The sequence below is a fragment of the Kocuria rosea subsp. polaris genome, assembly GCF_001483755.1.
GTDB lineage: Bacteria > Actinomycetota > Actinomycetes > Actinomycetales > Micrococcaceae > Kocuria > Kocuria cellulosilytica.
On sequence record NZ_LQBK01000010.1, the window covers coordinates 84185 to 96521 of the forward strand.

Genomic DNA, 12337 nt, shown 5'->3' on the forward strand with positions numbered 1-12337 from the left:
CGCGCCGGCCCGTGCGCGTGTGCCGGAGCCCACACGGACGGGCCTCAGTCCTCGAACAGCACGTCCCCCACGAACCCGCCCTCGGCGCAGCCCGGGGGCACGGCGAAGACCGCCGAGCCGACCGGCGTGGTCCAGGCGTTGAGCATGTCGAGCTCGTCGAGCCGGCGCTGGATCGGGACGAACTGGCGGTCCACGTCCGAGCAGTACGCCGCGAAGACCATGCCCGCGTCGCTGATGCCTCCGGCGCTCGCGCCCCGGGGCCGCGCGCCCGAGGCGTCCGCGACGGGCAGGTCGTAGTTGTAGACCCGCCGGTGGATCCGCTCCAGGGGGTCCTCCGGGCGGGAGCGGCGCACGTGGGCGTAGTCCGCGATGACGGGGAAGCCCAGGGGTCCCCGTGCGGCGAGGTCGGGCTCGTCGTGCTCGGCACCGCCGGTCAGCGGGGCGCCGTCGCGCAGGCGCCGGCCCACGGCGTCCTCCCGGGCCGGGGTGTCCGCCTCGTCCCAGGCGTCCAGGTCCATGGCGATCCGGCGGACGACCAGGGCCGTGCCGTCCTGGATCCACGGCGTGCAGCCGCCGTGGCCGTGGACCACCCGCTCGTACTCCTCGGCGCCGCCCCGGGGGTTGACGGTGCCGTCCACCTGGCCGAAGAGGTTGCGCATGCTCTGTCCGTCGGGGACCGAGCCCACGGTGTGCCGGAACCCGTGCTGCACCCAGCGCACGGCGGCGAAGGAGCGGGAGGCCTTGAGGAGCACCCGCTGGGCGTGCGAGACGGTGAGCCTGTCGTCGGCGCAGATCTGCAGCAGCAGGTCGCCGCCGCTCCAGCGCTCCTCGAGCCGGTCGATCGAGAACGCCGGCAGGGGCCGCAGCCAGGCCGGCGCGCGGTCCGGGGCGACCAGTCCGAGCAGCCGCGCCCCGAAGCCGAGGGTGACCGTGAGCCGCGCCGGGTTCGCGGCGAGCCACGGCTCCTGGTCGGCGACCGGCGCCCGGCCCCGGGTCAGGGCGGCGGCGTCCTCGGAGAGCACCCGCAGCAGGCGCCGCACCGCGTCCCGGGAGGTGTCCCGGTGCAGGTCCAGCGCCACGAACGCGGCGAAGGCCTGCGGCGCGGTGGCAACCCCCGCCTGCCTGGCACCGTGGAAAGGCTCCGTGGCCTGCCCGTGCCCTCGCTGCGCCGGCCCGGGCGCCTCCTGCGGCGCCGGGGCGAGGGCCCCGGCGCGGCGGGCCGACTCCAGGCCCAGGGCCGAGGCGGCGCCCACGCCGGCGGCGCCGCCCGCCACGAGCAGGCGCCGCCGGTTCATGCCACGGGCCTCACCCACGGCAGCCCGCCGGTTCCGCGCCGGCCGTGGCGCCGGCGGACGGCCCCGTGCCGTCCCCGGACGCGTGGTCCCCGCCGTGGTCATCGCCGTGGCCGTCGTCCTGGCCCTCCCGGTCGCCGGCCACCGGGTCGTACTCCTCCTGCGCGCCGGCGTAGTCGCGGACGGCCGCCGTGACCGTCTGCTCCGTCCCGTCCTCGAAGCGCAGGACGAGCTCGAGCTCGTCCCCGGCGCGGAGGTCGCACCGCAGGTCCAGGAGCATGAGGTGGTCCGCCCCGGGCTCCAGGGCGTAGGACGCGCCCGCGTCGATGGCGACCGGGTCCTGCATCCGCTGCATGACGGTGCTGCCGGTGTCGGGGTCGAGCACGGTCTCGTGCAGCTCGACCGCCCCGGCGATCCTCTCGGCGGCCGCGCCGGTGAGCACGACCGGGTCGTCGCCCTCGTTGACGAGGGTGCCGAAGACCCCGGTCATGGCTCCGGCGGGGTTCGCCTTCGCCCAGGCCCGCTCCACGGTGAGCGGCCCGGGCGCGGCGGTGTCCCCGGCGTCGTGCGGGGACGGGCCGCCGGAGGCGGACGCCGCCGCGGTGGCGGGGGCGGCCTCCGGGGCCGGGGACGCGCACCCCGTGAGCGCGACGGCGCCGAGGGCGAGGACGGTGGTGGTGCGCAGCAGTGCGGTGGGCACGGTACCGGGCACGGCGATGGGCATGGAGATGGGCATGGTTGCTCCTGGCAGTGCGGGAAGAGAAGGGTGTGCCGCGGCGGCCGCGGGGCGCAGCGGAGGCCCGGCGGCGGCCGGCGGATCGGACGGTGGGGACCCGGGGCGGTTCCCGGACGGTTCAGCCCCTGCGGCGCCGGCGGGAGACGAGGCTCACCAGGCCGAGCACCCCGAGGGCCACGGCCCCGCCGCCGACGGCGACGACCCACAGCGGGACGTCCCCGGACGTGGCACGGTCCGTGGCGTCCTCGGCGCGCTGGGCGGGGTCCTCCGCCGGGGCGCTCGGGCCCGCCGTGGGCTCGTCGCCCGAGCCGACGTCGTAGCTGAAGGTCCCCTCGATGGGGTGCCCGTCGCTGGAGACGACGCGCCAGACCACGCGGTAGGTCTCGTCCTCCGTCCCCGACCCGGCCAGCGGCTGGACCACCCGGTTGCCCTCCGGCTCGAGCGGGCCGTCCGTCACGGAGCGCCCCTCGGAGTCGGTGACCAGGACCTGGTGGCCGATGTCCATGACCTCCCCGGAGAAGGTGAGCTCGAGCTCCTCCGGCGCGGTGGCGAGCACGGAGCCGGGCTCGGGCGAGACGGCGGTGAGCTCGTCGTGCGCGGAGGCGGGCAGGACGGTCAGTGCGGTGAGAGCGCCCGCGGCGAGCAGGGCCGCGGTGCGTCGGGTGGTGGGCGTGGGCATGGGATCTCCTCGGGGGCCGGGCGGCGGTGGGCCGGGGCCGCCGGGCCGGGACGGCCGGGCGGCGTGCGGGGGCCGTCGGACGTCCCGCCGCGGCCCGTGGCCCGGGCGGCGCCCCGCGGCCGGCCGGCTCAGCCGGCGGGCAGCGCGGCGGGTCCCGGGAGGAGGACCGGCAGCAGGGGGCGACGGCGGGCGCGCGGCGGCCCGCGGTGGGAGCGCACCGGGCGCAGCAGCGCCTGGTCGGTCAGCACGTGCGGTCGCCCCGCCCGCACGGCGCGCGGCCGGGCGACGACCACGGGAGCCGTCAGGGCCTGCCGCAGGCGGCGCACCCGCAGCCGGAGCGCCTCCAGCAGGACCACGGCCGCGACCTCGCCGTGGCGCATGAGCACGTAGGCGGCCAGTGCCGCCAGCACGTGGGCGACGACCATGACGGCCCCGCCGTGCTCGGCGTGGGACTGGACCTCCAGCACCAGGGCGGGGCCGGCCCCGGGCGAGCCGGCGGCGCCCCCGTGGTGCGCGGAGTGCTGGGCGGCGTGGGCCACCGTGCTGACGCCGCCGGAGGCCGCGAACAGGGTGTGCAGGACGGACTGGCTGAGCAGCACGCCCAGCAGCAGGGAGGACCGGGAGAGCACCCGGCCGGCCAGCGCCATGCACAGCGGCCCGGACAGGGCCAGGGACAGGAGCACGAGCACCGCGGGCGGGGCCTGCCCGCCGGCGGCCGCGTGGGAGAGCACGGCGGCGGAGGTGGCCACGGACGCTCCGGCCCAGCCTCGGGCGAGGCGCCGTGCACGTGGGCTCACGCCTCCACCTCCCGTCTCGTCGCCGGCCGCTCGGGCCGGTGCCCCCATTATGCGCGCCCGCCCCGGCGCCGGACCAATCGCGCGACCGGGAGCGCGACGTGCCCCGCGCAGGACCCCGGACACGCCGAAGGGGCGGCCCCCGTGCGGGGGCCGCCCCTTCGGACGAAGCCGTGGGACGAGGTCCGGATCGGACCCGCGGGTGTCCTTACTTCTTGGACACGGCCGCCTTGAGCTTGGAACCAGCGGTCAGCTTGACGCCGTGGCCGGCCGGGATCTCGATGGTCTCGCCGGTCTGCGGGTTGCGGCCCGTGCGGGCGGCACGGTCGGTGCGCTCGACGGCCAGCCAGCCCGGGATGGTGATCTTCTCACCGGCGGAGACGGACTCCTCGAAGACCTGGAACATCGCGTCCAGGACGCCGTTGACGGCGGCGTTGGTGGTCCCGGCCTTCTCGGCGACCTCTGCGACGAGTTCACTGCGGTTCTTAGCCATGTTCATGTCCTCCTGGACTTGGGGTCGTGGGGAAGCGCGGCACGGGGGACCGATCGCGCTCCTGCGTCAGAAATTACCAGCTGGACTTGGAGATGCCGGGCAGTTCGCCGCGGTGAGCCATGTCGCGGAAACGGACGCGGGAGATGCCGAACTTCTGGAGGGTGCCGCGGGGGCGGCCGTCGATCTGGTCGCGGTTGCGCAGCCGGACCGGGGAGGCGTCGCGGGGCAGCTTCTGCAGGCCCAGGCGGGCCTCCTCGCGGGCCTCGTCGGTGGCGTTCTCGTCGACGAGGGTCTTCTTCAGCTCGGCACGCTTCGCGGCGTAGCGCTCGACGACGACCTTGCGCTGCTCGTTCTTGGCGATCTTGGACTTCTTGGCCATGGATTCAGCGCTCCTCGCGGAAATCGACGTGCTTGCGGACGACCGGGTCGTACTTCTTGAGCACCATGCGGTCCGGGTCGTTGCGGCGGTTCTTGCGGGTCACGTAGGTGAAACCGGTGCCGGCGGTGGACTTCAGCTTGATGATGGGACGAACGTCCTTGTCCTTGGCCATGCTAGATCTTCTCCCCACGTGCGATCATGTCGGTCACGACGGCGTCGATGCCGCGGGCGTCGATGACCTTGATGCCCTTGGCGCTGACGTTGAGCGTCACGCTGCGGCGCAGCGAAGGCACCCAGTAGCGCTTCTTCTGGATGTTCGGGTCGAACCGGCGCTTGGTACGGCGGTGCGAGTGCGAAATGCTGTGCCCAAAGCCCGGCTGAGCTCCGGTCACCTGGCAGTGCGCTGCCATAGTGTTCTCCTCCAATGTTGACGAAATGACGGCACGCAGTGGGTGCCGCAGATGATCACTCAGCTGCGGCAACGGGCGTCCCGCCACCTTCAGAATTGCCACCGTTCGCCAACCGGGCCCTCTCGTAAGGCCCGCGGCCGGAACCGGCGAAGGCCTCGCCACGATGAAGACGGTGAAGATCAAGGTGCCGGAAGGTGGACTCCACCACACGACAGCCTTGAAGTCTAGGCCCGGACGGACTTCCCCGCAACCTGACGTCAGGTGTGACCAGCTTCGGGTCAGTCTACCGGCTCGCCCGACCCCCGCAAACCGGGGGACGGCCCGTTCAGCCGCGCCGGACGGGGGCCGACGCCCCGTCGCGGGGCGCGGGACCGGCGGGGAGCACCGGACGCGGGTGCAGCGTGGTGTACCCGGGGTGGCGTGCGGCGACCGTGTCCCCGGAGGAGGTGCCGCGGACCCGCCGCGCGAGCCAGGGCAGGAGGTACTCGCGGGCCCAGTGCAGGTCCTCCTTCAGCACGCCCGGGCTCGCGGTGACGGGCAGCCGCTCCGTGGGCGGCAGCTCCAGGGCGTGCTCCACGCCCAGCAGCTCGAGCATCCCGGCGGCCACGCGGGTGTGCCCCGCGGTCGACATGTGCAGCCGGTCCACCGCCCAGTAGCGCCAGTCCTGCAGGACGCGCATCCGCCAGTAGTCGAGGACCAGGCACCCGTGCCGGTCCGCGATCTCCCGGACGTGCTCGTTGTAGAGCGCCTGCCGGGGGCGGGTCCAGGACGTGGGGGCGTCCCGGCCGGGGTCGAAGGCCGTGAACAGCACCACCTGGGCGCCGGAGGCCCGCAGCCGGGCGACCGCAGGCTCGTAGACCTCCATGAGGGCGTCCACGTCCGCCCGCGGGCGCAGCAGGTCGTTGCCCCCGGCGTAGAGGCTCACCAGGGTCGGCTCCAGGGCCAGGCACGGCTCCAGCTGCTCGGCCACGATCCCGCGGAGCAGCCGTCCCCGCACCGCGAGGTTCGCGTAGCGGGTGTCCGGGTGGGCGGCGGTCAGCTGCTCGGCCACGAGGTCGGCCCAGCCGCGCACCCCGTTGGGGCGCGCGGGGTCGGGGTCGCCCACGCCCTCGGTCATGGAGTCGCCGAGGGCCACGTAGCGGACGGGCGGGGCGAGCGGCACGGCGGCCGGGCGGGGCGTCGTCGGATCCGTCATGCGGGGTGCTCTCCGTTCGGGGACGTGGGCAGAGTGCGCGGCCCGGTCAGGGCGCCGTGCGGTCGGTGTGCTGCGGCTGCTCGGGCTCCCCGACCGGCCGGAAGCGGGACCGGTTGCCGAGCGCCTCGTTGACCGCGCGCACCAGGGAGTTCGCCCGGGCGTTGTCCGGCAGCTGCTCGATCAGCACCGGGTTGCCCGCGTGGTCGGCCAGGGGGACGCGCCAGTTGGGGTACTCGTCGTTCGTGCCCGGCTGGTTCTGCATCCGGCGCTCGCCGACGGCGTCCACGAGGGAGACGTTGAACAGCAGGGCCGGGGACTGGGCGAGATAGCGGTGCAGCGCCTCGACCCGGCCCTGCTCGTCCGTGGCGTCCCCGTCGGGGAGCAGCCCGTCCGCGGCGACGGCCGCGAAGAACGTGTCCAGCTGACGGCGGGCCTCCGCCCGCTCCTCCTCGACGGGCCGCGCCAGGAGGCCGAGCTCCTGGCGCACGTCCACCTGCACGCCCTGCAGGAAGCCCGCGGTGGGCGGGAAGTCGTGCGTGCTGACCGAGGCCATGCTCAGCTCCCGGTACCGCGCCGGCGGGAGCGGCTCGTCGCCGTCCACCTCGAACCACAGGATCGACGTCCCCAGCACGCCGCGCTCCGCGAGGTACTCGCGCACCCACGGCTCGAGGGTGCCGAGGTCCTCGCCGACCACCACGGCCCCGGCGAGCTCGGCCTCGAGAGCGAGGATGCCGACCATCGCCTCGTGGTCGTAGTAGACGTAGGCGCCCTCCGAGGCCTCCTGGCCGTCCGGGATCCACCACAGCCGGAACAGGCCCAGGACGTGGTCCACCCGGATGCCGCCGGCGTGCCGGAAGATCGTGCGCAGCATGTCCCGCCAGGGCAGGTAGCCGGCCTCGGCCAGGCGTTCCGGGTGCCACGGGGGCTGGGACCAGTTCTGGCCCTTCTGGTTGTACATGTCCGCGGGCGCACCCACGCTGACGCCGGAGGCCAGCACGTCCTGCAGCGTCCACGCGTCGGCGCCCTGCTTGTGCACGCCCACGGCGAGGTCGTGGATCACGCCGATGTCCATCCCGGCCAGGTGCGCCGCGCGCTGGGCGGCCTCGAGCTGCTCGTCCAGCAGCCACTGCATCCACACGTGGAAGTCGATCCTGCGGGACAGCCGGGTCCGCGCCTCGACCGCGTACGGGGCGTCCGGGCCCGCGGCGACGTCGTCCCACTCGGGGGCGTCCTCGCCGAGCTCCTCGCGCAGCGCGCACCAGAGCCCGAAGTCCTGCAGGCCCTGCCCGCCCTCGGCCACGAACCGGCGCAGCTGCTGCTGGCGGTGCGGGGAGCGGCGGACGGTGAACAGCAGCTCGAGGCTCTTCAGCTTGGCCGCGTACGCCTTGTCCCGGTCGATGGTGCTGGTGTCGAGGTTCTCCTTGCGCTGGATCGCGGCCAGCGTGTTGACCACCTCGAGGTCGGCCGGGCGCAGGTAGGCGTACTCGGGGACCTCCGCGATGCGCAGGTAGAGGGGGTTGAAGAAGCGGCGGCTGGTCGGCAGGTACGGCGAGGGCTCCACCGGCGGGGCGGGCTCGGCGGCGTGCAGCGGGTTGACCAGCAGGTAGTCCGCCCCCTGCTCCCCCGAGATCGCGGCGAGGCTCGCGAGGTCCGAGACGTCGCCCACGCCCCACGACCGCCCGGAGGTCACCGAGTAGATCTGCGCCATGTAGCCCCAGCGGTGCCGCCCGTGCAGCCGGTCGGTGCTGGCCAGGTGCCGCGGGGTCACGGCCAGCGGCGTCGTGACCGGGCGCCCGTCGTCGACCTCGGGGCACTCGGCGCGGACCTCGTACCAGCCCACGGCGAGGCTCTCGGGCACCTCGAAGGTGGCCTGCCCGGTGAGGACGCCGTCCACGTCCCGCGGGGAGCGCCAGTTGTCGACCTGCGGGGCCGTGGTCCGTGCGCCGTCCTCCGCCACGAGGCTCACGCGCACCGTGGCGCCGTGCGGGACGTGCGCCGTGAAGCGGGTGCGCTCCCCCGCGACGGCGACGACCACGGGCGGCAGCACCCGCCGCCAGGGCGCCAGCTCCCGCTGGGCGAGGCACGCCTCGATCGCGGCGTCGTCGCCGGCGTCGGCGCCCAGCGCGTCGAGCACGGCGCGCAGCGTCGGCTCCGGGACCTCCCGCTCCTGTCCGTCGAACCCGGAGTAGGTCGTGGAGACCCGGTAGGCCTCGGCGAGCCGGCGCAGCGCGCCGTCGGTGGTGGTGGTGTCGGCCATGGCCCCCACTCTATCCATCCGCGCGGCCCGAGCCGCAGGGTGCTGACGGTCCGTGCGGCTACGCCAGGGTGCGGGCGACGTCGATCACGAAGCGGTACCGCACGTCCGAGGCGACCACCCGGTCGTAGGCGGCGTCGACGTCCTCGGCGCCGATCAGCTCGATCTCGGACTCCACGCCGTGCTCCGCGCAGAAGTCGAGCATCTCCTGGGTCTGCGGGATCCCGCCGACCATCGAGCCCGTGAGCACGCGCTGGCGTGCGGCGAGAGCCATGGCCCGCACGCTGTACGGCTCGGTGGGCAGCCCCACGGAGCACAGCACGCCGTCGACCCGCAGCAGGGAGAGGTACTTCTCGATGGGCAGGTCCGCGGAGACCGTGTTGAGGATCAGGTCGAAGCGGCCCTTGTTGCGCTCGAAGGTCTCGGGGTCCTTCGTGGCCCAGTAGTCGGTCGCGCCGAACGCCAGGCCGTCCTCCTGCTTCGACAGGCTCTGGCTCAGCACGGTGACCTCGGCGCCCATGGCGGCGGCGATCTTCACGGCGACGTGGCCCAGCCCGCCCATGCCCAGGACGGCGACCCGCCGCCCGGGCCCGGCGCCCCAGCGCTTGAACGGGGCGTAGGTGGTGATCCCGGCGCACAGCAGCGGGGCGGCCCGGGCGGGATCGAGGGCCTCGGGGACGCGCAGCACGAAGCGCTCGTCGACCACGATCGCGCCGCTGTAGCCGCCCCGGGTGGCGGTGCCGTCGGCCTGCGGCGTGTTGTAGGTGGCCGTCACGCCTTCGGTGCAGAACTGCTCCTGGCCCTCGGTGCACTGCTCGCACCGGCCGCAGGAGTCGACGAAGCAGCCCACGCCCACCGTGTCGCCGGGCGCGAAGCCGGTCACGGCCTCGCCGACGGCGCTGACGCGGCCGACGATCTCGTGCCCCGGGGTGACGGGGAAGTGCGTGCCGCCCCACTCGTCGCGTGCGGTGTGGATGTCGGAGTGGCAGATGCCGGCGTAGTGGATCTCGATCGCGACGTCCTGGGGGCCGACCGGGCGGCGCTCGATCGTGGTGGGCCGGAAGCCGGAGTCGGCGGAGACGGCCTCGAGGGCGGGGACGGTGGTCATGCGGTGCTCCTGTCGTGGTGGGAAGGTCTCGGTTCGGGGGTCGTGCGGTCCGGAGGCCGCCCGGTCCGAGGGTCGTGCAGCCCGGGGCTCGCCCGGCCGGGGCCGTGCGGCCGGGGCGGGCGGGCCCCGGCGGGTGCGCTCACCAGGCGTGGGCGACGAGCTCGTAGGACCGGGCGCGCACCTCGGGGTCGTGGGCGTAGCTGTTGAGCATCAGCTCGTCGGCCCGGGTGAGCTCGACGATCTGCTCGAGGTCGGCGACCACCCGCTCGGGCGTGCCGACCGCCGAGACGGCGAGGTGCTCCTGCACCATGCCGGCCTCCGCGGCGCTGAGCTCGACGCGCTCGACCGGCGGCTGGAGCGGGCGGCGGTCGTTGCGGGCGATCCCGCGCACCAGCAGCTGGTGGGTGGTGAACTGGCGCCGCGCCTCCTCGTCGGTGTCGGCGGCGAGGACGTTCGCCGCGACCATCACGTGCGGGCGCTCGACCGTGGCGGTCGGGGCGCTCGCGTCGAAGCGCTGCCGGTACAGGGCGATGGCGTCCATGATCATGGCCGGGGCGAAGTGGGAGGCGAACGCGTAGGGCAGGCCGAGCCGGGCGGCGACCTCGGCGCCGCCCGTCGAGGAGCCGAGGATCCACAGGGGGACGTCCGTGCCCCGGGCCACGGACGCCCGGACGACCTCCTGCTCCTGGCCGCCGAACAGGCGCACCAGGCGGCGCACGTCGGCCTCGAAGGTGTCGTGGCCGGCGTGGCCCCGCCGCAGCTCGAGGGCCGTGCGCATGTCGGTCCCGGGGGCCCGGCCCAGGCCGAGCTCCACGCGACCGGGATAGAGGTTGGCGAGCGTGCCGAAGGCCTCGGCCACGGTCAGCGGCACGTGGTTGGGCAGCATGATCCCGCCGGAGCCCACGCGGAGGCAGTCCGTGGCGGCGAGCGCCTGGCCGATGAGCACCGCCGTGGCGGAGGACGCGAACGCCTCCGTGTTGTGGTGCTCGGCGTACCACAGGCGCCGGTAGCCGGACGCGTCGAGCCGGCGGGCGAGCTCCACCGCCTCGCGGAGGGCGTCCGCGGTGGAGCGCCCCTCCGAGAGGGGCACGAGGTCGAGCGCGGACAGGGGGACGCGGGGCGTGGCGGACACGGGTCGGACTTCTTCCGTCGGAGGGCACGAAGGGGTTCGGTGGCGGCAACGGCCCGAGCCGGGCTCCTTATTCCGCGTGCCCCGCGGGCGTTGCCCTCCTCACACCCCCGCCCCGGGCACCGCACGGTGGGGCACCATGGGAGCATGACGTCTTCTCCCGCCCCCACGCCGTCGCTGCCCACGCCCTCCGGCGAGCTGACCGCTCCCGCCCCTGGGTGGGCCCCGGCGTGCGTGGTCTTCGACTGCGACGGCATCCTCATGGACACGGAGGCGAACTGGGCCCGGGTCCAGCGCGCCGTCGCCGAGCGCTGCGGGCTGGAGTTCACCGAGGCGATGCAGCGGCGGATGATGGGCTGGTCCGCGGCGGACGTCGCCGCCTCGATCGCCGATGCCGCCGGGGCCGACCGGGCGTCGGTCCACGCCGACGTGCTGCGCACCGAGGAGGAGACGCTGACCGGACACATCGTCCCCCTGCCGGGGGCGCTCGAGACGGTGCGCGCGTTCGCCGAGCGGCTGCCGGTGGCCGTGGCCAGCAACTCCACGAGCACCATCCTCGGCGTGAAGCTGGAGCAGGCCGGCTTCGCCCCGCACCTCAGCACGTGGGTCTCCTCCGAGGACGTGCCCCGCGGCAAGCCCGCCCCGGACATCTACGCCGAGGCCGTGCGGAGGCTGGGCTTCGCGCCGGGCGAGGCGCTGGCCGTGGAGGACTCCGTGGTGGGCGCGGCCTCGGCCGTGGCGGCAGGCCTGGTGGTCGTGGCCGTGCCGTCGGTCCCGGACGGGGACCCCGTGCGCGCGCACCACCGGGCGTCGGCGCTCACGGACCCCGCCTTCCGCGAGCTCATGGCCGGCTGGCTGCGCTGAGGGCGGCGCCCGGGGCGCTCAGCGGTTCCAGAGCCCGTAGGTCTGCGCCAGCTCGGAGACCTTGCGGGCCCGGGCCAGGCGCGGCAGGTAGCTGCCGTCGCCCACCACGTGCCCGGAGTCGTGCTGGGTGATGAGCTCGCGCGCCCAGGTGATCTCCTGCTCGCTCGGGGCGAGGTTGCGGTTGATCCCGTCCGTCTGCTCCGGATCGAGGCAGAGCTTGCCCGTCATGCCCATGGACTGCGTCACGGCGCACGCCTCGGCGAGCCCCTCCGCCGAGGCGCCCAGGGTCGGCCCGTCGATGGGGCCGGGCAGCTCCCCCACGCGGGAGGCCACCACGAGGCTCGAGCGCGCGAACGCCAGCGCCATGGGATCGGCGCTGACCCCGGTGTCCCGGCGGAAGTCGCCGACGCCGAAGGCGAGCCGGAACACGCCGGGGGCGCGCGCGATGTCGTTGGCGTTCATGATCCCCACGGCCGACTCGATCAGCGCCACGACCGGGGTGCCGGCCGGGGCCATCATCGCCGTCTTGGTGATGTGGTCGGGGTGCTCGGTCTTGGCCAGCATGATCCCGCGCAGGTGGCCGACCCGGCTGAGGGCGGCGAGGTCCTGCTCCCAGTAGGGGGTCGTGATGTCGTTGATCCGCACCCAGGCGCTGGCGCCGGCCTCGAAGGCCTCGACGACGTTGCGGCGCGCCTCCTCCTTGCCCTCGGCGGGGATGGCGTCCTCGATGTCGAACACGACGGAGTCCGCCTCGGACGCGAGCGCCCCCGGGAAGACGGAGGGGTCCGCGGCCGACGTCAGCAGCCACGAGCGGGACAGACGGGCGGGCAGCGCGGCGGCGCGCTGGTTGCGGTAGGGGGCCACGGGAGGGTCCTTTCCGGGAAGGGAGCGGCGGGGACGCGAGGGCCCCTTGGGACGCCCGTCCCCGCAGGCGGGCCCGGGCCGTAGGAGCTGTCCAGTCTAGATGAGTAATTCCAAGGGGTGGTCAGTGGTCGTAGGCGGTC

14 protein-coding genes are annotated in these 12337 nt (G+C 74.9%); 1 reads left to right on the plus strand and 13 read right to left on the minus strand.

Annotated features, from left to right (window positions below; all coding sequences use genetic code 11):
* Positions 1-44: 44 nt before the first annotated feature.
* From AVL61_RS07975 to AVL61_RS08030, 12 genes are all read right to left on the minus strand, one after another.
* Positions 45-1295, minus strand: a complete 1251-nt coding sequence (locus AVL61_RS07975; RefSeq protein ID WP_058873829.1) for a Dyp-type peroxidase — start codon at positions 1293-1295, stop codon at positions 45-47.
* Positions 1296-1305: 10 nt separating this feature from the next.
* Positions 1306-2028: a copper chaperone PCu(A)C gene (locus AVL61_RS07980; RefSeq protein WP_058873830.1), complete on the minus strand. Its 723-nt coding sequence runs from the start codon at positions 2026-2028 to the stop codon at positions 1306-1308.
* A gap of 118 nt (positions 2029-2146) precedes the next feature.
* Positions 2147-2707 carry a copper resistance CopC family protein gene (locus AVL61_RS07985; RefSeq protein WP_058873831.1) on the minus strand — a complete coding sequence of 187 codons (561 nt, stop codon included), beginning with the start codon at positions 2705-2707 and terminating at the stop codon, positions 2147-2149.
* A gap of 128 nt (positions 2708-2835) precedes the next feature.
* Entirely contained in the window at positions 2836-3504 is a 669-nt protein-coding gene (locus tag AVL61_RS07990) for a hypothetical protein (RefSeq protein ID WP_157571342.1), read from the minus strand.
* 205 nt (positions 3505-3709) lie between these two features.
* Positions 3710-3994, minus strand: a complete 285-nt coding sequence (locus AVL61_RS07995) for an HU family DNA-binding protein (RefSeq protein ID WP_031282576.1) — start codon at positions 3992-3994, stop codon at positions 3710-3712.
* Between the two features lie 73 nt (positions 3995-4067).
* Positions 4068-4373: a 30S ribosomal protein S14 gene (gene rpsN, locus AVL61_RS08000; RefSeq protein ID WP_058873832.1), complete on the minus strand. Its 306-nt coding sequence runs from the start codon at positions 4371-4373 to the stop codon at positions 4068-4070.
* A gap of 4 nt (positions 4374-4377) precedes the next feature.
* On the minus strand, positions 4378-4545 hold the full coding sequence (rpmG, locus tag AVL61_RS08005) for a 50S ribosomal protein L33 (protein WP_017832642.1): 168 nt from the start codon (positions 4543-4545) through the stop codon (positions 4378-4380).
* A 1-nt stretch (position 4546) separates the two neighbouring features.
* Positions 4547-4783, minus strand: a complete 237-nt coding sequence (rpmB, locus tag AVL61_RS08010; RefSeq protein ID WP_047804470.1) for a 50S ribosomal protein L28 — start codon at positions 4781-4783, stop codon at positions 4547-4549.
* Positions 4784-5108: 325 nt separating this feature from the next.
* Positions 5109-5978, minus strand: coding sequence for an SGNH/GDSL hydrolase family protein (locus AVL61_RS08015; RefSeq protein ID WP_058873833.1), 870 nt, complete (start codon positions 5976-5978; stop codon positions 5109-5111).
* A gap of 46 nt (positions 5979-6024) precedes the next feature.
* Positions 6025-8235, minus strand: a complete 2211-nt coding sequence (malQ, locus tag AVL61_RS08020; RefSeq protein ID WP_058873834.1) for a 4-alpha-glucanotransferase — start codon at positions 8233-8235, stop codon at positions 6025-6027.
* A 58-nt stretch (positions 8236-8293) separates the two neighbouring features.
* Positions 8294-9340 carry an NAD(P)-dependent alcohol dehydrogenase gene (locus tag AVL61_RS08025; RefSeq protein WP_058873835.1) on the minus strand — a complete coding sequence of 349 codons (1047 nt, stop codon included), beginning with the start codon at positions 9338-9340 and terminating at the stop codon, positions 8294-8296.
* Positions 9341-9479: 139 nt separating this feature from the next.
* Entirely contained in the window at positions 9480-10472 is a 993-nt protein-coding gene (locus AVL61_RS08030; RefSeq protein ID WP_058873836.1) for an LLM class flavin-dependent oxidoreductase, read from the minus strand.
* A gap of 144 nt (positions 10473-10616) precedes the next feature.
* Between AVL61_RS08030 and AVL61_RS08035 the strand changes: the two genes are divergently transcribed.
* Positions 10617-11333 (plus strand): HAD family hydrolase, encoded by a 717-nt coding sequence (locus AVL61_RS08035; protein ID WP_058873837.1) that lies wholly within the window; start codon positions 10617-10619, stop codon positions 11331-11333.
* Positions 11334-11351: 18 nt separating this feature from the next.
* On the opposite strand, the gene AVL61_RS08040 is transcribed toward AVL61_RS08035, so the two are convergent.
* Positions 11352-12197, minus strand: a complete 846-nt coding sequence (locus AVL61_RS08040) for an HpcH/HpaI aldolase/citrate lyase family protein (RefSeq protein WP_058873838.1) — start codon at positions 12195-12197, stop codon at positions 11352-11354.
* Positions 12198-12337 lie beyond the last annotated feature (140 nt).